Source organism: Hyphomicrobium sp. (genome assembly GCF_051860585.1).
Taxonomy (GTDB): domain Bacteria; phylum Pseudomonadota; class Alphaproteobacteria; order Rhizobiales; family Hyphomicrobiaceae; genus Hyphomicrobium_C.
Window position 1 is genome coordinate 18,121 of sequence record NZ_JBHYDS010000018.1, and the last position, 23,356, is coordinate 41,476.

General features: G+C 64.7%; 29 protein-coding genes. 18 read left to right on the forward strand and 11 right to left on the reverse strand.

The window, feature by feature from the left end:
* Positions 1 to 155 precede the first annotated feature (155 nt).
* The 6 genes from pqqA to ACTIFK_RS18845 all read left to right on the forward strand — a co-directional run bounded on the left by pqqA (position 156) and on the right by ACTIFK_RS18845 (position 4,236).
* The gene (gene pqqA / locus ACTIFK_RS18820; protein WP_023786421.1) at positions 156 to 245 is read left to right on the forward strand and encodes a pyrroloquinoline quinone precursor peptide PqqA; all 90 of its coding nucleotides are present in this window, start codon (positions 156 to 158) and stop codon (positions 243 to 245) included.
* A 173-nt stretch (positions 246 to 418) separates the two neighbouring features.
* Entirely contained in the window at positions 419 to 1,339 is a 921-nt protein-coding gene (pqqB, locus tag ACTIFK_RS18825; RefSeq protein ID WP_439544551.1) for a pyrroloquinoline quinone biosynthesis protein PqqB, read from the forward strand.
* Positions 1,336 to 2,097: a pyrroloquinoline-quinone synthase PqqC gene (pqqC, locus tag ACTIFK_RS18830; RefSeq protein WP_439544552.1), complete on the forward strand. Its 762-nt coding sequence runs from the start codon at positions 1,336 to 1,338 to the stop codon at positions 2,095 to 2,097. The genes pqqB and pqqC overlap by 4 nt, the downstream gene beginning before the upstream one ends.
* Positions 2,097 to 2,417: a pyrroloquinoline quinone biosynthesis peptide chaperone PqqD gene (pqqD, locus tag ACTIFK_RS18835; RefSeq protein WP_439544553.1), complete on the forward strand. Its 321-nt coding sequence runs from the start codon at positions 2,097 to 2,099 to the stop codon at positions 2,415 to 2,417. The genes pqqC and pqqD overlap by 1 nt, the downstream gene beginning before the upstream one ends.
* Before the next feature lie 60 nt (positions 2,418 to 2,477).
* Positions 2,478 to 3,701: a pyrroloquinoline quinone biosynthesis protein PqqE gene (gene pqqE, locus ACTIFK_RS18840; protein WP_439544554.1), complete on the forward strand. Its 1,224-nt coding sequence runs from the start codon at positions 2,478 to 2,480 to the stop codon at positions 3,699 to 3,701.
* Between the two features lie 157 nt (positions 3,702 to 3,858).
* Positions 3,859 to 4,236 carry a c-type cytochrome gene (locus ACTIFK_RS18845; protein ID WP_439544555.1) on the forward strand — a complete coding sequence of 126 codons (378 nt, stop codon included), beginning with the start codon at positions 3,859 to 3,861 and terminating at the stop codon, positions 4,234 to 4,236.
* 82 nt (positions 4,237 to 4,318) lie between these two features.
* Here ACTIFK_RS18845 and folK read toward each other — a convergent pair whose 3' ends face one another.
* Both folK and ACTIFK_RS18855 read right to left on the reverse strand, forming a co-directional pair.
* Positions 4,319 to 4,828: a 2-amino-4-hydroxy-6-hydroxymethyldihydropteridine diphosphokinase gene (gene folK / locus ACTIFK_RS18850; RefSeq protein WP_439544556.1), complete on the reverse strand. Its 510-nt coding sequence runs from the start codon at positions 4,826 to 4,828 to the stop codon at positions 4,319 to 4,321.
* Positions 4,821 to 5,192, reverse strand: coding sequence for a 4a-hydroxytetrahydrobiopterin dehydratase (locus tag ACTIFK_RS18855; RefSeq protein WP_439544557.1), 372 nt, complete (start codon positions 5,190 to 5,192; stop codon positions 4,821 to 4,823). The genes folK and ACTIFK_RS18855 overlap by 8 nt, the downstream gene beginning before the upstream one ends.
* A 233-nt stretch (positions 5,193 to 5,425) precedes the next feature.
* Here ACTIFK_RS18855 and ACTIFK_RS18860 point away from each other — a divergent pair, with 233 nt between their 5' ends.
* The 7 genes from ACTIFK_RS18860 (at position 5,426) to fae (ending at position 12,123) form a co-directional block, all read left to right on the forward strand.
* On the forward strand, positions 5,426 to 6,409 hold the full coding sequence (locus ACTIFK_RS18860; RefSeq protein WP_439544558.1) for a beta-ribofuranosylaminobenzene 5'-phosphate synthase family protein: 984 nt from the start codon (positions 5,426 to 5,428) through the stop codon (positions 6,407 to 6,409).
* A 50-nt stretch (positions 6,410 to 6,459) separates the two neighbouring features.
* The gene (locus ACTIFK_RS18865; RefSeq protein ID WP_439544559.1) at positions 6,460 to 7,359 is read left to right on the forward strand and encodes an NAD(P)-dependent methylenetetrahydromethanopterin dehydrogenase; all 900 of its coding nucleotides are present in this window, start codon (positions 6,460 to 6,462) and stop codon (positions 7,357 to 7,359) included.
* On the forward strand, positions 7,356 to 8,483 hold the full coding sequence (locus tag ACTIFK_RS18870) for an ATP-grasp domain-containing protein (RefSeq protein WP_439544560.1): 1,128 nt from the start codon (positions 7,356 to 7,358) through the stop codon (positions 8,481 to 8,483). Before ACTIFK_RS18865 ends, ACTIFK_RS18870 begins: the two co-directional genes overlap by 4 nt.
* A 20-nt stretch (positions 8,484 to 8,503) precedes the next feature.
* Positions 8,504 to 9,472, forward strand: coding sequence for a methenyltetrahydromethanopterin cyclohydrolase (mch, locus tag ACTIFK_RS18875; protein ID WP_439544561.1), 969 nt, complete (start codon positions 8,504 to 8,506; stop codon positions 9,470 to 9,472).
* Positions 9,473 to 9,516: 44 nt separating this feature from the next.
* The gene (locus ACTIFK_RS18880) at positions 9,517 to 10,464 is read left to right on the forward strand and encodes an ATP-grasp domain-containing protein (protein ID WP_439544562.1); all 948 of its coding nucleotides are present in this window, start codon (positions 9,517 to 9,519) and stop codon (positions 10,462 to 10,464) included.
* A gap of 55 nt (positions 10,465 to 10,519) precedes the next feature.
* Positions 10,520 to 11,389 (forward strand): triphosphoribosyl-dephospho-CoA synthase, encoded by an 870-nt coding sequence (locus ACTIFK_RS18885; RefSeq protein WP_439544563.1) that lies wholly within the window; start codon positions 10,520 to 10,522, stop codon positions 11,387 to 11,389.
* 221 nt (positions 11,390 to 11,610) lie between these two features.
* On the forward strand, positions 11,611 to 12,123 hold the full coding sequence (gene fae / locus ACTIFK_RS18890; protein WP_439544564.1) for a formaldehyde-activating enzyme: 513 nt from the start codon (positions 11,611 to 11,613) through the stop codon (positions 12,121 to 12,123).
* Positions 12,124 to 12,316: 193 nt separating this feature from the next.
* Here fae and ACTIFK_RS18895 read toward each other — a convergent pair whose 3' ends face one another.
* A complete protein-coding gene (locus ACTIFK_RS18895) occupies positions 12,317 to 13,300 on the reverse strand; it encodes a HisA/HisF-related TIM barrel protein (RefSeq protein WP_439544565.1) in 984 nt (327 codons plus the stop codon).
* Positions 13,301 to 13,324: 24 nt separating this feature from the next.
* Here ACTIFK_RS18895 and ACTIFK_RS18900 point away from each other — a divergent pair, with 24 nt between their 5' ends.
* Together ACTIFK_RS18900 and ACTIFK_RS18905 are read left to right on the forward strand one after the other, a co-directional pair.
* On the forward strand, positions 13,325 to 14,356 hold the full coding sequence (locus ACTIFK_RS18900; protein WP_439544566.1) for a hydantoinase/oxoprolinase family protein: 1,032 nt from the start codon (positions 13,325 to 13,327) through the stop codon (positions 14,354 to 14,356).
* Between the two features lie 179 nt (positions 14,357 to 14,535).
* Complete coding sequence (locus tag ACTIFK_RS18905) at positions 14,536 to 14,670, forward strand: hypothetical protein (RefSeq protein ID WP_439544567.1); 135 nt, start codon at positions 14,536 to 14,538, stop codon at positions 14,668 to 14,670.
* A gap of 4 nt (positions 14,671 to 14,674) precedes the next feature.
* On the opposite strand, the gene ACTIFK_RS18910 is transcribed toward ACTIFK_RS18905, so the two are convergent.
* Genes ACTIFK_RS18910 through ACTIFK_RS18945 form a run of 8 tightly spaced genes read right to left on the reverse strand, consistent with a single transcriptional unit; the run spans position 14,675 to position 20,101 of the window.
* The gene (locus ACTIFK_RS18910; protein ID WP_439544568.1) at positions 14,675 to 15,259 is read right to left on the reverse strand and encodes a DUF447 domain-containing protein; all 585 of its coding nucleotides are present in this window, start codon (positions 15,257 to 15,259) and stop codon (positions 14,675 to 14,677) included.
* A gap of 19 nt (positions 15,260 to 15,278) precedes the next feature.
* Entirely contained in the window at positions 15,279 to 15,944 is a 666-nt protein-coding gene (locus tag ACTIFK_RS18915; protein ID WP_439544569.1) for an amino acid kinase family protein, read from the reverse strand.
* On the reverse strand, positions 15,941 to 16,327 hold the full coding sequence (locus ACTIFK_RS18920; RefSeq protein WP_439544570.1) for a dihydroneopterin aldolase: 387 nt from the start codon (positions 16,325 to 16,327) through the stop codon (positions 15,941 to 15,943). The genes ACTIFK_RS18915 and ACTIFK_RS18920 overlap by 4 nt, the downstream gene beginning before the upstream one ends.
* Complete coding sequence (locus ACTIFK_RS18925) at positions 16,324 to 17,067, reverse strand: (5-formylfuran-3-yl)methyl phosphate synthase (protein WP_439544571.1); 744 nt, start codon at positions 17,065 to 17,067, stop codon at positions 16,324 to 16,326. Before ACTIFK_RS18925 ends, ACTIFK_RS18920 begins: the two co-directional genes overlap by 4 nt.
* Before the next feature lie 11 nt (positions 17,068 to 17,078).
* On the reverse strand, positions 17,079 to 17,810 hold the full coding sequence (locus tag ACTIFK_RS18930) for an ABC transporter ATP-binding protein (protein WP_439544572.1): 732 nt from the start codon (positions 17,808 to 17,810) through the stop codon (positions 17,079 to 17,081).
* On the reverse strand, positions 17,807 to 18,580 hold the full coding sequence (locus ACTIFK_RS18935) for an ABC transporter permease (protein ID WP_439544573.1): 774 nt from the start codon (positions 18,578 to 18,580) through the stop codon (positions 17,807 to 17,809). The genes ACTIFK_RS18930 and ACTIFK_RS18935 overlap by 4 nt, the downstream gene beginning before the upstream one ends.
* Position 18,581: 1 nt before the next feature.
* Positions 18,582 to 19,571, reverse strand: a complete 990-nt coding sequence (locus ACTIFK_RS18940) for an ABC transporter substrate-binding protein (RefSeq protein ID WP_439544574.1) — start codon at positions 19,569 to 19,571, stop codon at positions 18,582 to 18,584.
* Positions 19,568 to 20,101, reverse strand: a complete 534-nt coding sequence (locus ACTIFK_RS18945) for a DUF3280 domain-containing protein (RefSeq protein ID WP_439544575.1) — start codon at positions 20,099 to 20,101, stop codon at positions 19,568 to 19,570. Before ACTIFK_RS18945 ends, ACTIFK_RS18940 begins: the two co-directional genes overlap by 4 nt.
* Before the next feature lie 547 nt (positions 20,102 to 20,648).
* On the opposite strand from ACTIFK_RS18945, the gene ACTIFK_RS18950 reads away from it, so the two are divergent.
* The 3 genes from ACTIFK_RS18950 to ACTIFK_RS18960 form a co-directional block, all read left to right on the forward strand.
* A complete protein-coding gene (locus ACTIFK_RS18950) occupies positions 20,649 to 21,755 on the forward strand; it encodes an ABC transporter substrate-binding protein (protein WP_439544576.1) in 1,107 nt (368 codons plus the stop codon).
* Positions 21,756 to 21,792: 37 nt separating this feature from the next.
* Positions 21,793 to 22,776 (forward strand): PQQ-dependent catabolism-associated beta-propeller protein, encoded by a 984-nt coding sequence (locus ACTIFK_RS18955; protein WP_439544577.1) that lies wholly within the window; start codon positions 21,793 to 21,795, stop codon positions 22,774 to 22,776.
* A gap of 157 nt (positions 22,777 to 22,933) precedes the next feature.
* Positions 22,934 to 23,356: ATP-binding cassette domain-containing protein (locus tag ACTIFK_RS18960; RefSeq protein WP_439544578.1), on the forward strand; the 423-nt coding region annotated here is incomplete at its 3' end.

Here is a 23,356-nt window from a genome sequence, read left to right on the forward strand (position 1 = left end):
CTACAGGAAGGGTTTGTGGTCTTTTGCCCTTACGGCGGATGGGCTTGACAAGCGAGGCTCCATCCGCAGACTGAGGCGGTCAAAAAAGGCAACCTCGGCGGGCCCTGGCGGGGCCTTTCGGATAGCAAGCTTGCCGACATTAGGAGGAGAAGATCATGAAGGTTTGGATGAAGCCCGCAGTGCGTGAGCAGGAAGTTGGCCTCGAGGTCACGAGCTACCTGCCGGCAGAGATCGACATCATCTAATCGATCCGCTCGCAAAGCGTTGATGCAGTATTGGCGCGGCGGTCGAAACATTCGACCGCCGTCGCTATTTGCGACCTCCTCGATGCCGCCGAACGCGGCGCAGGAGCATCATCGATACCATCTCTCGCGGCGCCGCTTTCGGCGAGGCACGCCGCTTCAAAGCGATCAGGTTCATGCACATCAGGATCCTGGGGGCGGCTGCTGGCGGCGGCTTTCCTCAATGGAACTGTAACTGTCGCAATTGCGCCGATGTGAGACAGGGGAAGCCGGGGTTTCGCGCCCGGACCCAGTGCTCGCTCGCGGTGTCTGCGAACGGGTCTGACTGGGTGTTGCTCAACACCGCTCCAGACCTGCGCCAACAAATCAACGAAACGCCCGAGCTCGGCGCCCGGGCCGACGGCGGTCTGCGTAACAGCCCGATCAAAGCGGCCGTGCTGACGGGCGGCGACGTCGATTTCATCGCAGGGCTCCTCAATCTGCGCGAGCTGCAACCGTTCACGGTCTACGGCTCGTCTCGCGTCTTGAGCACGCTCAATGCGAACTCCGTTTTCAATGTGCTCAATGGGGATGTTGTGCCCCGCCGTGAGCTGCGGCTCGGACAGACCACGTCCATCGCCGATACCGGTTTGGACATCGAAGCTTTCGCGGTGCCCGGCAAAGTCGCGCTGTATCTCGAAAGCGGCGCGGCGGATGCGAACTACGGCAGCCGGGAGGGCGATGCCATCGGCCTCAAGGTGACCGCGCCGGCGACCGGCAAGACATTCTTCTATGTGCCGGGCTGCGCCGTGGTGGATGCCGATCTCGCCGGCCGGCTAAGCGGCGCGCCGCTCGTTTTCTTCGACGGCACGCTTTACACCGACGACGAAATGCTTCGGCAGGGTCTTATGAAAAAGACCGGCCAGCGGATGGGGCACATGAGCATGTCCGGGCCCGAGGGCTCGATAGCGGCCTTCGCGGCACTCGGCGTCACGCGCAAGATCTTCGTACACATCAACAATTCGAACCCGGTTCTGGACGACAACTCGTCCGAGCGCCACGCAACTGAAGCGGCCGGCTGGGAAGTCGGCTGCGACGGAATGGAGATCCGCCTATGAGCGAACGCCGATCAACCGCAGACACGACGGCGCTTTGGACACCGGACGAGTTCGAGGCTGCGATCCGCGCCGTCGGCGCCGAGCGCTACCATGACAAGCATCCCTTTCATCACCTCCTGCACGGAGGAAAGCTGAACAAGGGCCAGGTGGCTGCCTGGGCTCTCAACCGCTATTGCTATCAGTCGGCCGTGCCGCGCAAGGACGCCGCGCTCGTCAGCCGCGTACTGGACCGGCAGTTGCGCCGCGAGTGGATTCACCGCGTGCTCGAGCATGACGGACACGGCGACGACCCGGGCGGGATCGAGCGCTGGCTGGTGCTCACCGACGCTCTCGGGCTCGACCGCGACTACGTCCAGAGCATGACGGGCGCGCTGCCCGCCACGCGCTTCGCCGTCGAAGCCTACGTGCGCTTCGTCTACGAACAGCCACTGACGGTCGCCGTCGCCTCGTCGCTCACCGAGCTGTTTGCGCCCAAGATCCATAAGGAGCGCATTTCCGGTATGCTCGAGAACTACGACTTCATCGACGACAAGGTCATGGCATACTTCAAGAAGCGGCTCGTACAGGCGCCGTTCGATGCGGATTTCGCGCTCAACTACATCAAGGACCATGCGCGCACCCGCGACGAACAGGAAGCCTGCGTCGAGGCCGTGCGCTTCAAGTGCAACGTGCTGTGGTCGCAGCTCGATGCGCTGCATCATGCCTACGTCACGCCAGGCTGGATTCCGCCGGGCGCGTACAAGCCGGAGACAACTTAATGTCCGATACGTCGGCGCCAAAACCGGTTCCAACCCGCCTCATAGTAACGGGCGAGACTATTCTCGTCATGCCGAGGCACAACAAGATGCGCCACGATGCCGGGCGCGGCCGGTGGATCATTCTGGCGCCGGAACGCGTGTTCAATCCGGACGAGACCGCCGTGGAAGTTCTCAAGCGTTGTGACGGACAACGTTCCGTGAGCGAGATCGCGGAAGCCTTGTCTCAGGAATACCAGGCCCCACTTGACGTAGTAATGAACGATATCTTGGAAATGCTTCAGGACCTTACCGACAAGGGCGTCCTGATCAAGGCTCCATAATTCAGAGGTCGAAACGGGCCGCACGGCGAGCAGGCACGGCACGACCAGAGGAAGGCGCATATGAACGAGATCGCACCGACCCACGTGACTGAAACCGCGATGCCCGACGTTGCGCGCGTCGCGGAGTGCTCGACGTCGCCCGATCCGGGGGCGGAACCGGCGCTGTGCGCACGGGCGCCGATCGGCATGCTCTGCGAACTGACCCACCGCTGCCCGCTGCAGTGCCCGTACTGCTCCAACCCCGTCGAGCTCGAACGTGCGAACGCGGAACTCACGACGGCGGAGTGGCAGGACGTCATGCGCCAGGCGGCGACGCTCGGCGTGCTGCAGATCCATCTGTCCGGCGGCGAGCCGACGGCGCGCAAGGATCTGGAGGACATCGTCAAAGTGGCGGCCGATGTCGGCCTGTACACCAACCTGATCACCGCCGGCGTGACGCTGACGCGTGAGCGGCTGGCGAAGCTGGTCGAGGTGGGCCTCGATCACGTGCAGCTGTCGGTGCAGGACGTCGACGCCGAGAACGCCGACCGGATCGCGGCCTACAAGGGCGGCATGGCCAAGAAGATCCAGGTGGCCGGCTGGGTGAAGGAGAACGGCCTCCCCCTCACCATCAACTGCCCGATCCACCGGCAGAACATCCACAACGTACCGCGCATGATCGAGTTCGCGGTGGAGATGGGCGCGGGACGCGTGGAGATCGCGCACGTCCAGTACTACGCCTGGGCGCTGATCAATCGCGCGTCACTGATGCCGACGCGCGAAGCCTTCATGACGGCGGCCAAGCAGGTCGAAGAGGCGCGCGAAAAATACAAGGGCGTCATCGTCATCGACGCGATCGTGCCGGACTATTACGCGAAGTTTCCGAAGCCCTGCATGGGCGGCTGGGCGCGCGGCATCGTCAACATCACGCCCTCGGGGCGGGTGCTGCCCTGCCATGCGGCGGAATCGATCAAGGGTCTTCCCTTCGACAACATCAAGGACCGCCCGCTGGCCGACATCTGGCTCAATGGCGAGGCGTTCCAGAAATATCGCGGCACAAGCTGGATGAAGGAGCCGTGCCGGAGTTGTCCGCGCAAGGAAATCGACTACGGCGGATGCCGCTGCCAGGCGTTCGCGCTGACCGGCGACGCCACCAACACGGATCCCGCCTGCTCGCTTTCGCCCATGCATGCGCAGTGGCAGGCCGTGGCGGAAGTCGAAAGCCACACGCCCAATGCCCCTGAGTTCATCTACCGACGCGTGGGCGGTGCAGCAAAGAAGCCCGAAACCCACAACGCGTCTTGAGCGGAACCGAGCACTCCGATAGAGGTTGATATTGGGCCCGGGTGCGGCACTTTGTTCAGCCCGGGTTCAGGCGAAACTTGGCAGAATGCGACGATTGCCAGTGTGTGCGGGAGCGCGGCTGGCAGCTCGGTGGTAAGAAACTTCGGAGGAATTGGAAATGCTTAAGTGGGTTATGGCGGCTGCCATGCTGGTAGCTGTGCCGGTTGCTGCCTCGGCGCAGGATGTCGAAGCAGGCAAGGGCGTGTTCAAGAAGTGCGCCGCCTGCCACCAGATCGGCGCCGACGCGAAGAATGGCCTCGGACCGTCGTTGCAGTGCGTTGCCGGTTCGAAAGCCGGCCACCATGCTGAAGGTTTCGCCTATTCCGATGCCCTGAAGAACGCCGGTTTCAACTGGGACGACGAGCATCTCCTGAAGTGGATGGAGAAGGACGACGCGCTCGTGAAGGGGAACAAGATGATTTTCCCCGCAGGCGTGAAGAACGAAGAGGATCGCACCAACTTGCTCGCCTACATCAAGTCTGAGTGCAAACAGTAAGACCTCTTGTCGATCGCTGAAATTCGGAACGCCGCGGACCCCTATCCGCGGCGTTCTTTTTTGTCGTCAACCGTGTTGGCGCTCAGTGTCCGTCGAAGGGCACGACATCGCTGGTGTCGATGCGCGACATCCAATGGGCGAGCCCGTGTCCGGACAGCTCGAGGTCAGGCGCCAACTCGGCGAGCGGGACCAGCACGAATCCACGCTCCGTGATGCGCGGATGAGGCAAAACGAGATCGGAGTCGTTCAACGTCACGCCACGGTAGACCAGCACATCGACGTCGATCGCGCGCGGGCCCCAGCGCTGCTCGCGCACCCGGTGCATGTCCTGCTCGACACCGAGGCAGCGCGCGAGAAGGCCGTGAGGTGAAAGCGATGTCTGCACGGCGATGCAGGCGTTGACGAACCAGTCCTGCTCCGTCACGCCCCACGGCGCCGTGCGATAGAGACGCGACGCGCCGACGCGCCGAACGTCGCCCGGCGCAGTCAGCAGTTCGATCGCGCGCGCGATATTGGCGGCCTTGTCGCCCATGTTCGAGCCGAGCCCGAGCAGTGCGGTCCAGGCCGGCTGCGCGGGCTCCCGCTCAGTCATACTTGATGTAGGCGAAGCGCTGGTCCGATGGCGTGCCCTCGAAAACGCCTTCGCCCGCTGGCTGCCAGTGGACGACGTCCTCGATCTTCTTGGCCAAGTTCAGGTCTTTGTCCGTGATGCCCTTGGCGGAATGGGTGACGAGGCGGACCTCGACCCAGGCGTAAGACGCCGTGATATCGGGGTGATGCCATGCCGCTTCAGCCAGATGGCCAACGGTGTTGATCACCATCATCGTGCTTTTCCAGCTCGCCGTCTTGTAGGTGCGCCGAATCCAGCCGTCTTCCAGGCGCCACCGGGGGAGATTCTCGGCCAGCCACGCCGTCACCTCGGCGTCAGACAGGGCCTTTTCACGCGGGCTGCTCATATTGCTCTCTCCTCGTCTTTCGTAGACAAATACGTCGTTCGTCGACAAATACTTGGCGACGCCGCGCTTTGGACCGACCCTAGAACACGTTTGGCGGTTTTGGAACTCAGGCCCGGCGGCTCAGCTATGATCTAAGCCTGTTCGGCGACGCACGCCTGGCCTCACGCGGCTCACGCGAGCGGCCGACGGCCGCTTCACACCAACCACGCATTTCGGCAAGGGCGCATACTCATATGCACGAAACACACGGGCGGCCGGACCCGGTCAACGGTTGCAGCGTTTCGGCGCCGGCACGGCTCCATCTCGGATTTCTCGATCTCAATGGCGGACTGGGGCGGCGGTACGGATCGATCGGGCTCGCGCTCGATTCACCGGCCACCGATGTGCGTGTGACGCGCGCCGAGACGAACACGGCGACGGGGCCCGAGCGCGAGCGCGTGCTGACTGTCCTCCAGCGTTGCCGAGAGGCTTTGTCGCTGCCGGGCGCCTATCGCGTCGAGGTGGCGCAGGCCATTCCGGCTCATGCGGGACTCGGCTCCGGAACGCAGCTTGCGCTGGCGATCGGGCTGGCGCTGGCCCGTCTCGAAGGTCTCACGTTTTCACCGCAGCAGATCGGCGATCTCGCAGGGCGGGGCGCGCGCTCGGCGATCGGCATGGCCGCGTTCGAAAGTGGGGGCTTCATCGTCGACGGCGGGCGCGGCGCGATCGACCAGCCGCCACCGGTGTTGATCCAGCTTCCGTTTCCGGACGCGTGGCGCTGCCTGCTCGTGCTGGATCCGCGCGACCAGGGTGCGCACGGCGACCGCGAGACGAAAGCGTTCGCGACGCTGCCGCCTTTTCCGGAAGCGCTGGCGGATCGCCTCTGCCGGCTCGTGCTGATGCAGCTCGTGCCGGGACTCATCGAGGGCGACATTGCCGCGTTCGGGGCCGCGTTAACCACCATCCAGGGAATCGTCGGCGGTCATTTTGCTGCGGCGCAAGGTGGAAGTCCCTGGACGTCGCCGGCCGTCGGCGACCTGCTCAAACGCGCCGCCGTGCTCGGCGCCACGGGCATCGGACAGACGTCTTGGGGGCCAACAGGCTTTGGATTTACCGCCGATCAGGATGTGGCAGACCGCCTCTATCATTCTTTAGTCGAAGACGCTAAAGCGATGGGCCTTGAAATCGCGATTGTACGCGGCCGGAACACCGGCGCCACGGTCACGACCGGCGACTAATTGCGCGGCCATAAAACGGAAACGCCTTACACGAACGGGAGACGATTTAGATGAGTGACGCGACGCCCATTCTGCACATGCTTTCGCCGCAGAAGCACATGAGCCCGTTCGACGTGAACATGGCCGCGGATGCCGGTTTCAAAGTCATCGTCCCCTATATCAACGTGACGCTCGACGAGACGACGGCGCTTGTGCAGGACGCCATCTTCTCGCGTCCGCCGGATTACGGTGTGCGCACGGGCATGTTCATCGGCGGCAAGGATGCGATCGTCGCGCTCGACATGATGGAAGCGGCCCGCAAGGCGATGGTGCCCCCGTTCGAGCTTTCGGTCATCGCAGATCCCGCAGGCTCGTTCACGACGGCCGCCGCCATGGTCGCCTGCGTCGAGCGCGTGCTGAAGCAGAAGTTCGGTCGCGGCTGGAAGGGCACGAAGGTTGCCGTGTTCGGTGCCACCGGCGTCGTCGGCTTCGCCTCGTCGATCATCACCGCGCTGGAAGGCGCTGAGGTTACGCTTGTCGCGCACCGCGGCGTCGATCGCGTCATCAAGTCTGCCGCTGTTTCGAAGGAGCGCTTCGGCGTCGACCTCACCGCAGCCAGCGGCGAGACCGAGGCGCAGAAGCGCGAGATCCTGGCCAACGCCGAGGTCGTCTTCGCCGCCGCTGCTGCCGGCGTGCAGGTGATCACGAAGGAGGACAAGGAGTTCGCAAGGAACCTCCTCGTCGCCGCAGACGTCAACGCCGTGCCGCCTGCGGGCGTCGAAGGCATGGATCTGTTCATGGACGGCGCGCCGCTGCCGGGCACCGATGCCTTCGGCGTCGGCCCGCTTGCGATCGGCGACATCAAGTACAAGACGGAGTCCGGCCTCTTCAAGCAGATGCTGTCGTCGAAAGAAGCCCTTTCGCTCGACTTCCGTCACGCCTTCGCGCTGGCCCGCCAGCTCGTGGCTTGACGGGCGAAACCGTCCTCATCGCCGCCTTTTCCGCGCGGGCGCTCGCAGCGTCCGCGCGGCGCGCCGGTTACAGGCCGCTGGTCGTCGACTGCTTCGGCGACCTCGATACGGCGGCGCTGGCGGAAGCGTCCCGCTGCCTGCCCGCCCGGGTGCAGGTGGGATTCACCGCCCGCCCGCTGATCGCCGCACTCGAAAGTCTCGTTGCGGAGGCGCCCTCGCCTCCGATCGGGCTCGTGCTCGGCGGCGGCTTCGAATGTAACCCGCGCCTGGTGGCGAAGCTCGCCGAACGCTTCACGCTGATCGGCAACGACGCCGAGACGATCTGGCGCGCGAAGCATCCGCAGCAGTTTTTCCAGGTTCTCGACGATCTCGGCGTGCCGCACCCCGAGACGCGCCTCGACGCGCCGGACGTCTCCGACGGCTGGCTCATGAAGCGGATCGGCGGCAGCGGGGGCTTGCACATTCACGCCTGTCCGGCGCAGCCCCGTCCCGACAAGCGGCGCTATTACCAGCGCATCGCCGGGGGGCACGCCGTGTCCCTGCTCGGGCTGGTCTCGGACAAGAGCGCGGCCTTCGCCGGCAGCCGCCAGTGGACCAATCCGCTGCCGCGGCGCCCCTATCGCTATGGTGGCGCAGTCGGCTCCTGGCCGCTCGATGAGGATCTCGAAGCGCGCCTGATCGAGATGTCGCTCGCGGTCTCGGAGGCGCTGTCGCTCAAAGGCATCGTCTCGTTCGACTATCTGGTGGACGACGGCGAGCCGTCGCTGCTCGAGGTCAATCCCCGGCCGGGCGCGACGCTCGACGTGTTCGACGACGCCGCGGGAACGCTGTTCAAAGCCCACATCGAAGCGGCGCGCGGGGGCGACCCGGCAGCGCTTCTCTCCACCGACTGGCATCCGCCGATCGCGCGGGCCGCGGCTTTTCTCTATGCCGATCGCGGGGCGTTTACCGTCCCGGCGATCGACTGGCCGGACTGGACCGCGGACCGGCCGCGACCGGGTAGCGCCATTGCCGCCCGCCAACCGCTCGCGACCGTGCTGGCCGAAGGGGACGACGCCAATGCGGTCGCCGCCACCTGTGTTCAGCGCTTGGGCGCGCTCGAAGATTTGCTGTATGACCATTGAAACGAAAAAGGAGCTCAACAATGAGCAGCAGTTCCAGTTTTGCGCCGAGCGTGAACGCGCTGGCGGGGGTAATGGTTGACGATCTCGTATTGCGTGCGGACTCGCTGCGCTGCGCGGTGACGACCGGCCAGGCTGGCGAGCGGTGCATCGATCTCGGCTCGAACGTGCCCGGCGGGCTGGAAGCCGGCCGTCGTCTCGGCGAGATCTGCATGGGCGGGCTCGGCACCGTGACGCTCACGTCCTCCTCCGGCCTCGAGCGCTGGCCGCTCGGCGTCATCGTTCATTCGTCGAACCCCGTGGTGGCCTGCCTCGGCAGCCAGTACGCCGGCTGGACCATCACGGACGACAGCGGCTTCTTCGCACTCGGCTCGGGCCCGGCGCGCGCGCTGTCGCGCGTCGAGGACCTCTACAAAGAGCTCGGCTACGCCGACAATCACTACACGGCGACGCTGGTCATCGAGGGCGATAATGCGCCGCCGCCGGCCGTTGCGGAGAAAGTCGCTTCGGCATGCGGCATCAAGCCAAGCGATCTCACGGTGCTGTTCGCACCCACCGGCAGCCTCGCAGGCACGGTGCAGATTGCCGCGCGCGTTCTGGAAGTGGCGCTGCACAAGGCGCACTCGCTGCACTTCGATCTCAACAACATCGTCGATGGTTATGGCGTGGCCCCGATCGCGCCGCCGATCCCGGATTTCGTCAAGGCGATGGGGCGGACGAACGACGCCATCATCTACGGCGGCCGCATCCAGCTGTTCGTGCGCGGCGGCGACGCGGAGGCCGAGAAGCTGGCCCAGCAGTTGCCCTCCAACACGTGCTCGATCTACGGCAAGCCGTTCGCCGAGATCTTCGCCGCTGTCGGCGGGGACTTCTACAAGATCGACGCGTCGCTGTTCAGCCCGGCGCTCGTGACGGTGTCGAACCTCGATACCGGATCGAGCTTCCACGCCGGCAAGCTGGCACCCGACATCGTCGACGCAAGCTTCCGCTAAACAACTTCCCTCTCCCCGCCTCGCGGGGAGAGGGGGAGACATTCATGAACAAGCCGGTCACGACGACAGAACTCGGCAACGCGACCCCGCAGGGGCCGCGGATCGTGCTGTTCGTGGAGGACGGTTCGGGCGATTGGCATGCGCGTCGCCTCAAGAAGGCGATGGAGGCGCGCGGCGCCACGGTCGTCACGACGACGCTCAGCGCGTGCGCCTTCGACACGTCCTGCCCGAGCGGGCTCGACATTCCGGGCTTCGACGGGGGACTGCCGGACGGGGCGTTCGTGCGCTCGGTCTCGACGGGAACGCTCGAGCAGATCACGCTGCGTCTCGGCATTCTGCACGCGCTCCGCGAGAGCGGCGTGCGGGTGTGGAACGATGCGCGCGCCATCGAGCGCTGCGTCGACAAGTCCACCGCAACGTTTCTGTTTCAAAAGGCCGGGCTCGCGACGCCGCCGACCCGTGTCGTGGAAACGCACGCGCGGGCGCATGCGCATCTCACCGCCGATCCGCGCCCGTTCGTTTTGAAACCGCTGTTCGGCAGCCAGGGCAACGGCGTGCGGCGCGCACACAACGCCGACGAGTTGCCGGCGCCCGAAGAGGTCGGCGACGTCTACTACATGCAGCACTATCTGCGCGCTCCGGAAGCGACGCTGTTCGAGGATTGGCGCGTGTTCGTTTCGAACGGCCGCCTTCTCTCCGCGATGGTCCGGCGCGGCAAGAGCTGGATCACGAACGTGCATCAGGGGGCGGAGCCGATCGCGCACGATCCCTGCACCGAGATGAGCGCGCTTGCGCTTGCGGCGGTGGCAGCGATCGGGGCCGATTACGCGGGCGTCGATCTGATCCGCGACGCGTCCGGCAAGCTCATGGTGCTCGAAATCAATTCGAACCCGGCGTGGAAAGGCTTGCAGAGCGTCACCGCGACCGACATCGCCGACACGCTGGCAGCGGATTTCCTCGCCGCTGTTACACAGTTGCCAGCGTTGGCTTGATGGCTATGCCGGTACGCCGCCTAGTTCGTGGAGACGAGGCCCGCGGAGACGAGAGATGACATTTCCGCTTTCTCGCGACGCCATCGAATCCGCCTTCGTTGCCGCCTGCCACGCGGAGCTCAACGCGCTGAAGCCTGGCAACGTGCACGTCCACAGCGCCGGGCACGGCATGGACATCCATCATTTCGAACGCGCTGCCGCTGCCGCCGCGCCGTTCATCGCCGATCCCTCGCTCACGGTCGGGGCGCGCATTCTCGGCGCGGTCAAGGCGAGCTTCGCGGTCACGGGGCTCAACACGAACCTCGGCATCGTTCTGCTGGCGGCGCCGCTCTCTGCCGCGGCCGATATGAGCGAGGGCGGATCGAACCTGCGCGACCGGCTGGCGCATGTGCTCGACAAGCTCGACCGGGCGGACGCGGCGGATGCCTTCGAAGCCATCGTGATCGCGAACCCCGCAGGCCTCGGACGCGCCGAGACCGGCGACGTCAATGGGCCGGCCACGGTGACGCTGCTTGAGGCGATGGCGCTTGCGGCCGATCGCGACAGGATTGCGACGGCGTATGTGACCTGCTTCGAAGATCTCTTCGATTTGGGCTTGCCCGAACTTTATGCAGCGCGTCGCGCTGCAACAAATGAGGGCATGGCAATTACTGCGCTGCACATGCGCTACCTCTCGGCGTTTCCGGACAGCCATATCGTTAGAAAACACGGTCTAAACGTCGCCGAGAGCGTCCAAAACGAAGCGCGGATTGCGGCGCCATTTTGGCATCCCGCGCCCACTCCAGATACGTGGATGTCCTTGCTTGCGCTCGACAAGAGCCTCAAAGATCGGGGCATTAACCCAGGTACAACTGCGGACCTGGTGGTAGGTACTCTCTTCGCGGATGTGCTCATTCGTCAGAGTGCGACCAACGGGCCCGTCTAGCCCCTTGTCCAAAACATCGACCTAGGTCTATAGAGGGGCGGCGCTCAGCGCCGCTATCCGGCCAACCGGGTCGGTGACACCCTGTGTCGCCGTTCGCTGCAACTGGGATAGGTTTTACACTGCAGCCGGCTCTCACACCCCGGGCAGACGCTTCAGGCGCACGTCACTGACGGACGCCCGGATTGCGTTTTATGTTCAATATGAAGGAAGGGAACCCCCTAATGGCCAAAATCAATCGCGTTCTTGTTGGCGAGTCGCTCGTCGGTGACGGCAACGAAGTCGCTCACATCGACCTCATCATGGGTCCGCGCGGCTCCGCCGCTGAGACCGCGTTCGTCAACGCGATCGCAAACAACAAGGACGGCTTCACCACCCTCCTCGCCGTGATCGCTCCGAACCTGCCCTGCAAGCCGAACACGATCATGTTCAACAAGGTCACCATCAAGGACGCCCGCCAGGCCGTTCAGATGTTCGGACCTGCCCAGTACGGCGTCGCAAAGGCCGTTCAGGACTCGGTCGCTGAAGGCGTTATCCCGGCAAACGAAGCGGACGACATCTACATCCTCGTCGGCGTGTTCATCCACTGGGAAGCTGCCGACGACGCCAAGATCCAGGACTACAACTATCGCGCAGTCAAGGAGTCGATCGCTCGCGCCGTTGCTGGCAAGCCGACGGCTGCCGAAGCGACCGCTCAGCGCAACTCGGTTTCGCATCCCTTCGGTGCGAAGACTTGAAGCGGAAACCGTCCACAGCAGGAAAATGATGCCCCTCCTCTGAACGGGGGTCTGCTGCAGCGATTGGGAAGACTACTCTCCGGCCGTTGGAACGGCTGATTCTACCGGGTGGACTTTCACGATCCACTCAAAGTGGACTAAAACTTCCGGGGCCTGATTGCGAAAGCGATCGGGCCCTTTTTTCGTGCCGCCGTTATGTGGCCGCGCGCTCGATATCGGCGGCGGTGATGGTGCCCTGGTGGAGCGCGCTGGCGATGAGCGCGCCGGCCGCGCCGATGCCGCGGAGTGCACGGAGATCTTCCGCGTTGCGAACGCCGCCGGCGGCGTAGACCTCGCGAGACCCAGCGCGCGCGATGATCTCGCCAAGGCGCGCAAGATCGGGACCTTCGCCACTGCCGACACGCGCGAGCGTCATGACAATGACGCGCCCGGGCCAGAGCGTGGCATCCTCCAGCAGCTCCGCGGGGCCGATGAAGCGGTCGCCGCGAAAATCGAGCGAGAGGGGTGCGACGGGGCCTGCGTGCTGGCGCGCGCGGTCGTAGTCGGCAAGGCTCGCAAGCGATTCCGATCCGAGCACGTGACTTTTAATCATGGTGTAGGGCAGCTGACTCTTAATCAGCGGCGGCTGTCGGGATTCCCCCCACCCTAACCCTCCCCACAAGGGGGAGGGGACCTGTTCAACAAGTGGCTCTCGACGGTGTTCCTCCCCCATCTCGCCGGAGGCGAGTCTTCGACTCGACGTGGGGGAGGTTAGGAGGGGGGGAATCCCGACATCAGTTTTCTCGAACCCTGCGCCACCGTCATCGATCCAGCATTCCAGGCCCGGCCACATGTCAGCCAGGCGGGCCTGCATCGCGAGGTCGGCGCCGCGGCCTTCGATGCCGTCGAGATCGGCCACGTAGAGCGTGCGAAACGGATAAAGAGTGCGGAGGCCCAGAGCGATGGCCACCGGATCGGCCGCGGACGGCGCGAGCGGCGTCTCGAGCGGCCGATAGCGCGCGCGGTCGCCTCGCACGGCCGCAACGGCGACGCCGCCGCGAATATCAATGACCGGAATGACCTGCATCGGGCTTCCTTCTGACGGCAGGTGATGTAACACAGGGCTGAGATGTAACCGCACGGCGAGCGATGTAAACATCGCGAGCCTCGCCGCATCGCCACGGACGGCGCGCGGCACACCCTTTCCGGAGCGCTTCACCCAATGACTGTCACGGCCGGGCTCGATGTCGGCGGCGCCCACCTCAAGGTTGCGCTGGTCGCGGATGGCCGCACCATCGCCGCGCATCAAGTCCTGTGCCCGCTCTGGCAGGGGCTCGACAAGCTCGATGCGGCGTTGACTGACGCGCGCCCGCTGCTTGCGCGGGCCGAGCGTTTCGCGGTGACGATGACCGGGGAGCTTTCGGATCTCTTTCCGGACCGCGAAACGGGCGTGCACACACTCGTCGGCCGGATCGAAGCGGACTTCGGCCAAGCGGCGCGCTTCTGGATGGGACCGCACGGCTTCGGCAGCGGCGGCGAAGCGCGCGCCCGGCATGCCGACGTCGGCTCGACCAATTTCCTCGCCACCGCCGCGTTGATCGCCCGCAAGCATTCGGACGCATTGCTGATCGATTTCGGCTCCACCACCGCGGACATCGTTCCCGTCGTGGGCGGCGCGGTGCGCCCCCTCGGCGTATCGGATGCCGAGCGGCAGGCGACGGGCGCGCTCGTCTATACCGGCTACACGCGGACGGCCGTGATGGCCGTCGCCTGCGAAGCCCCGTTCGGCGGACAGTGGGTGGGCCTCGCGCGTGAGTACCTCGCGACGATGGCCGACGTGCGCCGCATTCTCGGCCACGACCTTTCCGGCATCGACCTGCATGCAACGGCGGACGGAAAGGGCAAATCGCTCGAAGAGAGCATCAAGCGGCTCGCGCGCATGCTGGGGCGGGACGCACGCGATGGCTCGGCGGAAGCGTGGGGCGGCGCCGCCCGGCACATTCGCGAGCTGCAGCTTCGTTCCATCCACGACGGCGCGACGCGGGTGCTCTCGGCGGTGGATGTCGGCCCGCAGGCCCCGGTCATTGCGGCCGGTATCGGGGCGGGTGACGTGCATGAAATCGCGCGGCGGCTCGGACGCGAGGCGATCGATTTCGGTGTGCTGGCGGGAGCGAATGCGAGCTGCCTCGACTTCGCGACCGGCGCCGCCCCGGCGGTAGCAGTGGCGCTTCTGCTCGACGCGGAGACCAGCTGAATTAGGGACCCAGGGGCAGACACATTCGCGTCCGTTGCGCATTGGACGCGTTGGAGAAAGTTTTACTCAAACCTTAAAAGTTTTCCTCGGATTCGTGCGGCGAACTGAAGCGGGCTCTAATGTGTCCCTGCTAGACTCACCCCATAAGTAAAAAAAGCCTGATAGGGGAGGCACGGCCAATGAAGACGAGTCTCGCGATCCTTGCAGCCATCGTCATGCCGGGCGGTCTGATCATTCTGGCAATCAGCCTGGCGACGTTCTACGTGGCGCGCCACCGTGCCTACGCAAAAGCTGCCCAGCAGGTGCCGGCCTAAACCCTCATTTCTTGCGCGCGGCTTCGGCGTCGCCCCGGCGATAGGCCTCGATCCGCTCCATCAGCCAGCCCCACGCTTCACGCTCGCGCGGGCCCGCGGTCTTCGAGATCGCGATGTCGAGATAGGCCAGCTCCGCGTCGATCTTTTCCGGCGGCAACATCGAGAGCCGCGTGGATAGCACCGCCAGCTCGATCACCGCAGCTTCCGCCCGGTTGTATCCGCTCCAGACGGCATGGGAGGCGGCATGCACGAGGCGGCAGTGAAAGCGCGGGCGCTGCGGATCCTCGGTCACGCGCTCGACCGCGAGCTCCCAGTGCGAGACGCAATCCTTGAGGCGCACGCCTTTCACCTGATCCGCGGCGACGGTCGGCCAGTCGCGCCGGCCCGTGATGCAGCCCGCAAAAACGCGAACGTCGCCCGGATGACTGGCCACGGCCGTCGGATTGACCAGCAGGTTGTCGTGCGTGCGCGAAGGCTTGAACGGCGCGATGATCCAGCCGTCGCCGTCTTCGATCAGGCCGAGCGGGGCAATGTGCGGCTGGCCCTCGGCGTTGATCGTCGTGACGATGGTTTCGACGATGCGCGGCATGACGGAACTCCTATTCGGTTCACTTGCCCCCTGCGCGCCCACGGCCACGCGCAAGAGCTCTCGTTCTGCTGCTTGGCGCGGCGGACGTTTTCGGCGGGACCGGTGCGGCGTCGAGGGCTTGCTCCAACGCCTGCGCGTCGCCGGTGCCGAGCACGCTCCATGCCACTCTGGCCCGGTCAACGATGATCGGGAACACGCCGTCGACGATGCCCTGGCGCGCCAACGCCGCAGCGGTGGCGTTGCGCCGGATGCGGCACGACTTCACGACGATAAGCTCCGCATTGCCCAGGCGTTCCGCGAGGCGCGCGGCGAGGCCGTCTGAGGTGATCGTCCAGTCGCGCGGAATGCGCCGGTCACCCGCGCAGAGCTTGGCGGGCAGCCAAACCGGGACGCGCCGTTTTCGCCAGGCGCGCGCCATTCCGACCAACGTGTCGGCCGCCACGAGGCGCGGTTCGATCGCGCGCATCGCATCGGCCATCTGATGCATGGCGCGCAGCGCCATGTCGTGCGCGATCTCGTCCGAAAAACCCAACTCGCGTTGCATGTCGCGCACCGCATCGGCGAAGGGGCCGCCGCCGGGGACGATCACCAGCGGACGGCGCGCGCGCCGGACGATTGCGAGCATGGTGCGAAGCCGCCCCGTCTCGGCGAGACTGCCGCCGAGCTTGAGGACGACCGGCGTCATGCGCCAGCCTGACGGACGCGAAAGATCTCGACGCCGCGAACGGGACCGCGCTCGAGTTTTTCGATGCAGACACGGATCGAGTCGATGCGCGGGTCTTTCAGCGTGCGCTCGGCGATGCTCTCGGCGAATGTCTCGATGAGATTGATGTGTCCGGCCGCCATGATGTCGTTCACGGTGTCGATGATGTCCGTGTAGGACGGCACCGTGTCCATGTCGTCGCCCGCGGCGCGCACGCCGGCTGCCAGATGCGCATCGATCGACAGGCGCACCTTTTGCGTGATGCCCTTCTCCTCGGCATAGACGCCGATGTTGCAGTCCACGACCCAATCCTTGAGGAAGATTGCGTCGCGGCCCAGCGCCGGCGCCTTGCTCGTGCCCGTCATGATGCGATTTCCAATGGAGGTGACGTTTTGAGGCCGTGTGGAATGGCGCGGCGAACGGCGGATATCGCGGCGGCATCGAGCGCCTGCTGGCGATCGCGCCCCTTGCACAGCGCACCTCGAAAGCCGAGCACATCCGGCGCAAGAGCCAGAAGCTCCGCGATCTGGCCGACGCGCAGCGAGCCCGCGAGGCCGGCAAAGAGACCGGCGGCGTGCGCGTCCGCAATGAAGCGGCTGAGTTCGGCCGGGGTGCGGTGGTCGGTGAGCGTGCGCCCGTCCTTCTGAGCGGTATCGAGCATCACGCCGGCAAATCCGGCTTCGCCCAGCTGCGAGACGAGCGCGAGGTCAAGCGGCGCATCGGCCATGAGAACCGCGACGAGAGGCGTCTCCCGGGCGATGTCCCGGCCCAGGCTGCGGATGGTCGCTTCGGCGTCACCGCCGGGGAAGAAGCCGATCTTGACGATATCGCATCCGGTCGCGGCCATCTCAGTGGCGGCGCGGACAACCGTTTCGGGATCGGCGGGCAGATCGCCGATCGTCGCGCTGACGGGGATGTCGGGCCGGACGGCTTTGCGGATGGCGGCCACGACCGAAACGGCCAGCGCGCCGAGCGCACCCTCGGCGGGGTTCTTGCAATCGATAATATCGGCGCCGTGCGCGGCCGCGAGGCGCGCCTCAGGTTCCGACGTGACACTGGCAAGAAGGCGGACGAAGCGATGTGGCGTCGTCATCATCGTCGTCATGGAAGGGACGCTCACGTCTCGTGGAAGATCCGATTTTGCTCGGCGCGCACCTTGTCCTTGTCGGTCCGTTCGGACGTGCTCAGGCTCACGGTGTCATCTGACACGATAGTCGCATTTGCGGCCGACATGCGCAAGATACGGGTGCCCAGCATGACGGCCTCGGTGCGGTCGTGGGTGACGAAGATAACCGTCGTCGGGCGGCGATTCCACAGCGCGATCAAAAGCTCCCGCAGGCCCTCCGCGGTGGGATCGTCGAGGGAGACGAACGGCTCGTCCATCAGCAGCACGTCCGGCTCCGTGATGAACCCGCGCGCAAGCGCCGCACGCCGCTGCATGCCGAGCGACAGGCGTTCGGGGTACTGCGAGCCGAAACCTTCGAGCCCGACCTGCGCCAGGATCTCGTCGATCTGCGCGTGCTTGGGATCGCCGTCCGGCAGCGCAAGCTCGATGTTCTGTCGCACCGTGCGCCAGGGCAGCAGGCGCGGCGACTGGAAGATGTAGCCGACGCGCGTCTCGGGGCCGCCAAGCCCGATGTCGCCCTCGTACTCTGAATCGAGTCCGGCGATGATGTTGAGCAACGTCGACTTGCCGCAACCGGACGGACCAGTGAGGACGACAAACGATCGCGGCTCGATTTTGATCGCGATGTCCTTCAAGACCGGCTGCGCCTCGCGGTCGCCGGAGGCGGGATAGATTTTCCGGACGACGCGGATGTCGAGCGGCTCGTGCAGCGCGGAGCTCATCGGCGCCACCTGTTCACGCGCGCTGAAATCGGCTGCAGGACGCAGAATTCGATCAGCTGGATCACGATGCAGAAGGCGAGCGCATAGGCGAGGATCATTGCGACATCGAAGAGCTGAAAATATGTGTTGAGCTGGAACCCGACGCCGTTCGAGCGTCCGAACAGCTCGACGACGAGGACGATCTTCCACACCAGCGACAGTCCAGTGCGCGCGGCGGCAAGGAAGAAGGGGGCGAGCTGCGGAAGCGTGACGTGGCGCAACGTCTTCCACCAGCCGAACCGGTACATGTGGGCCATCTCGTCGAGATCGCGCGACAGGCTGCGCGCGCCCTCGCGCACGGTGACGGCGACGTTCGGGATCTTGTTGACGGCGACGGCGACGATGGCCGCGACCTCGGTGAAGCCGAGCCAAACGTAGCAAAGAAAAATGATGACGAGGGCCGGGAGGTTGAGAAACAGGATCAGCCAGCCGTCGAAGATCCGGTCGATGCGCGCGCTGCGGCCCATGGCGATGCCGATCGCGGACCCGATCAGCATGGCGAGGATAAACGCGACGACGACGCGATAGAGCGTCATGCCGATGTGGAAGGTCAATTCACCGCTAGCGAATTCCTGCATCATGGCGGCGAACACGACACCGGGACCGGGCAAGTGGCGATGCTGGACGAGCAGCGCCATCACCTCCCAGAACACCAGGAATAATGCGAGTGAGCCGATGCCCCAGGCGACACGGCTCTGCCACGGCTGATCCACGCTGGCGCGTGCCGGCATACTAGCTCGTTGCATGGTGGAACAGCTTGACGTCGAATTGCGTCCCACGGCCCATCAGCTCGGCATCGCCGGCATCGACGAGAACCTGCATGAGCTTGCGCGCCGATTCGATCTCGGCCGTTCCCCACGGCTTGGGAATGCCGGCGCGGTAGGCGGCCATGATGGAGCGATACTCGCCGTCGGATTTCGGCTTTACGATCGGCCGCAGCCGGTCCCAGGCGCTGTCGTCGGTGGCGAGTACCGCGTTCGCTTCGCGCACCACGTTGAGCAGCTTCTCGATCTGGGCCGAGTGAGCTTCTTCGAAGGATTCCTTCCAGATGAAGCCCACGAGCGCGGGCACGGGATCAATGCCGAGATCCTTCATGACGCTCTCGATGCTCAGGATCTCCTTGAAGCCGCTGCCGGTGAGGCGCGCCGCGTGGGTCCAGAAATTGAGGACGGCGTCGATCCGGCCGGAGCGGATCTGCTCGGCCAAGAGCGGCGCGGCGCCGAACTGGGGATGGGCATAGCTCGCCATGTCCTGGCCGATGGTTTTCTTCGAATAGGCCCGCAGCAACAGCCAGCTCTTGTCGATGGCGGACCCTGCAACGCCGAGCGTCTTGCCGTCGAGCCCGGAGATGCCGGTGATGGGGCTATTGTCGGCGACGACGACCCCGCCCAGCGCTGACGAGTAAGCCGAAAACTTGAGCTTCTCGCCGAGCGAGCGCTGACGCATCGCCCACGTCCAGTCGGACACGATTACGTCCGCGCCACCGGCGAGCAGCGCAACGGGCCCGGCCTGGTTGGATGCAACTTCGACGACGTCGAGCGCGAGACCGGCCTTCTTGTCGAGTTCGAGGGCGCGGATGGTCTCTATAACCCAGGAGAGGGAGCCATACTTTACTGAAGCGAGACGCAAGGTTCCGGCAGCGGCTGCGTGGACGGCTCTCGGAACCGCGGCCGCGACAAGGCCCGCTCCGGCACTGGCGAGAAGCCGGCGGCGATCGATCATTTCGCGTCTTCCTTTGCCAGCAAGCGGTTCTTCACCAGCCAACGGACACCGTGCAGCCAGGATTCGTCGGTGTTGCCCTGGATCAGGACACTCGCGTTGCTCACGAGCTTGCTGTTCGCGACATCTATGATGGCGATCGTGAGGCTCAAATGGGTTTCGGAAATCTTCTCGACGACGCTCGTCATCGCGAGATCTGCCTTAGCCTTGGCCGCGATGTCTATCTCACAGCCGTTGCATTCGAAGATTGGGCGGACGGCTTTGATGTCGTCCTTGAGAGGCGACAGGTCGATCAGTTCGTAACGCGCATCGTCGCCAAGGCGCTTCGTCAGCTCGGCCTCGGCCATGGCGAGGCGCGCCTGCTCCGCATCAGTCGGCCCCGTGACGCCCGTGAAGAAATCTTCCTCGGACTTCGGCATCGACATGTCGATTGGAAAAATCGCCAGCTTCTGGCTTGCCCACGCGGGCCCGCTTGCGGCCACCATCACCGCCATCACGAGTGCCAATCTTGCCGCCACAAGTCCTCCTGCCATTGCAAATTATTCCGGGCTCCGCCGAGCACGAGTTCTTACACTATAACGTGCGTGCGGAGGCTACGGATTTGCAAGTGTCATCACCCCGGATCAGCATTCACGGGCTGTAACAAAACCGCGAGGCACGCGGCCGGTGAACTTGACAATTGGCAATTCGATGCGATGTTCCCGGGTAAGATGTTACAATATACCCCGGCAAACGGCATTGCCGGAACGTCCGCCGGGAGGACAGATGATGACCGTTTCAACTGGGTCCGGGCTTCGGTCCGCCCGGTCCGACTGTTTTCGCCTTGACAGCTTCGTACTGAGGGACTTGCCCCTCCTTGCGCTGTTGGGCTTGAGCTTCGCCATTCTTAACCCTGCCTTCGCTGGCGATGCCGCCGGGCCCGCGCAGGGTGCGGATGTCCCTGCCGCAGCAAGCCCTCCCAGCGACGCTCCCGCAGCGGCGCCGCCTTCTCCAGCACCAGCTTCTCCGGCGCCAGCCGCGAATGCCCCTGCTGACCCTGCCGCCAAATCCGATCCCGCTGTCCTGAAAATCAGGCTGCTGATGGCTCGCGAAATTCGCGAGGATCGTCTGCCTCCCCTCTCGCTGCTCGATATCCCGCCGCCCGACGACGGCGTGGCTGGCGGCAAGCTCGCGATCTCCGACAACAACACGACCGGGCGCTTCCTGAAGCAGGAGTTTTCGCTCGATGTCGTCCAGAGTGCGACGCCGGATTCGCTCGTTGCGGAGGTGGCGAAGCGCGTCGACGAGGGCATTGCGTACGTCGTTGCCGACGTGTCCGCCGATACGCTGCTCAAGATGGCCGATGCCATCAAGGGCAAGGACGCAATCATTTTCAATGCATCCGCGCCGGACGAGGTGCTTCGCGAAGAGCAGTGCCGCGTCAACGTCAAGCATACGCTGCCGTCGCGTTCGATGCTGACCGACGCGCTCGGCCAATACATGGCCTGGAAGCAGTGGCGCAACTGGCTGCTGATCGTGGGTCCGTCCAAGGAAGACGCCGCCTACGCCGATGCGATCCGCCGGACAGCCAAGCGTTTCGGGCACAAGATCGTCGAAGAGCGGAAGTTCAACTACGATCCCGGCAGCCGGCGCTCGGATGGCGGATTCGAACAGATCCAGCAGCAGATTCCCGGCTTCATGCAAGGCGCCCCCGAGCACGACGTGGTCGTCGTTGCGGATGAAGGTGAACTGTTCGGCGACTATTTCCCGTATCGCACCTGGACGGCGCGCCCGGTGATCGGCACCGCCGGCCTTTTCGCTACGTCGTGGCACCCTGCGATCGAGCTGTGGGGCGGCACGCAATTCCAAAATCGCTTCAAACGCCTCGCGGGCCGTTCCATGCGCGCGCTCGATTACAACGTCTGGATGGCCGTGCGCTCGGTCGGCGAAGCCGCGACGCGCAAAGCCACCGGGGACGCCAAGACGCTGATCGCCTACATGCGCTCGCCGGAATTCGAACTCGCGGCCTTCAAGGGCCAGAAGCTGACCTACCGGGCCTGGAACGGGCAGTTGCGCCAGCCGGTGCTGCTGGTGACCGCCAAAATCCATGTGACCGTCTCGCCTCAGCCGGGCTTCCTGCACCAATTCACGGAACTCGACACGCTCGGCGTGGACAAGCCCGAGTCGAAGTGCACCGCTTTCAAATAATGCAGAACAAGACGCGCGACACCCAAGGAGCTGCCTCGTGACAAGACAACGAACTCGCCTCGCATTTGCACTCGCCGGATCGTTGCTGGCGTTCGGCGCGACGGACGCGCTTGCCTATAAGGTCTTCGTTTCCAACGAAAAAGAGAACACGATTTCGGTGATCGATTCCGAAACGCTCGCCGTCGTGCACACGATCAAGACCGGCAATCGCCCGCGCGGCATCATCCTCGCCAACGAAGGCAAGTGGGTGATCGTCTGCGCCAGCGACGACCACAAGATGCAGGTGTTCGACACCAAGACATTCGAATACGTCAAGGACCTGCCCTCGGGTCCGGATCCGGAACTGCCCATTCTGCACACGTCCGGAAATCCGCTGTACGTCTCGAACGAGGACGACAACCTCGTCACCATCGTCGACATCTTCAAGGGCACCATCATTACCGACGTGCCCGTCGGGGTGGAACCGGAAGGCATGGGCATGAGCCCGGACGGCAAGGTTCTGGTCAACACGTCCGAGACCACGAACATGGCCCATTTCATCGATGCGCAGACGTACAAGAACATCGACAACGTGCTGGTCGACAACCGGCCGCGCGTGGCGGAGTTCACGCCGGACGGCAAGGAAGTGTGGGTCAGCGCGGAGATCGGCGGCTCTGTCACCGTCATCGAGGCCGCGACGCGCAAGGTTCTCGGCAAGGTGAATTTCGAGATCCAGGGGATCACGAAGGACGCCATTCAGCCCGTCGGCGTGCGCATCACCAAAGACAACAAAAAGGCATTCGTCGCGCTCGGGCCGGCAAACCGCGTTGCGGTCGTCGATGTTGCAACGCGCAAAGTCGAGAAATACCTGCTTGTCGGACAGCGGGTTTGGAACCTCGGCTTCACGCCGGATGAAAAATTGATGTTCACCACGAACGGAACATCGAACGACGTGTCGGTGATCGACGTTGCATCTCTGAAGGTGACGAAGTCGATCAAGGTCGGCCGGTATCCCTGGGGCGTGGTGGTCGCGCCGAACTGAGCCATGCCGGCGAGCCCATCGCGATCGAGGCAAGGCAACGGGTAGAGCCGAGCTTTGTCTTTGTCGTGATCGGGCTCGGCGGGTATACGTGGCCGTGCTGAAACTTCGAGACGCTGAGACTTCGAGACAACGGGTAAACCGGAAAGTTCATGACTCCGTGAGCGAAACCAATACCAATTCCCAGCCGGCAGGCTCACCGCCTGCCCTCGTCGTCGCGGGCGTCAGCCACAAGTTCGGCGACAAACTGGTGCTCGACAACGTTTCTGTCACCGTGCCGCGCGGGACGTTTGCCGTGCTGCTCGGCCTGAACGGCGCCGGCAAGTCGACGCTCTTTTCGCTCATCACCCGCCTCTACGACAACGTCAGCGGCGAGATCCGCATTCTCGGCCACGACGTTCGCCGGCGCCCGGGCGCCGCGCTGCAACGGCTCGGGGTCGTGTTCCAGTCCAAGACCGTGGATTCCGATCTCTCGCTGCAGCAGAACCTGCTCTACCACGCGGCCCTGCACGGACTCGGCCGGGGGGAAGCCAAGAAGCGCGCGGCGGAAGCGCTCGCAATCGTCGATCTCTCGGACCGCGCC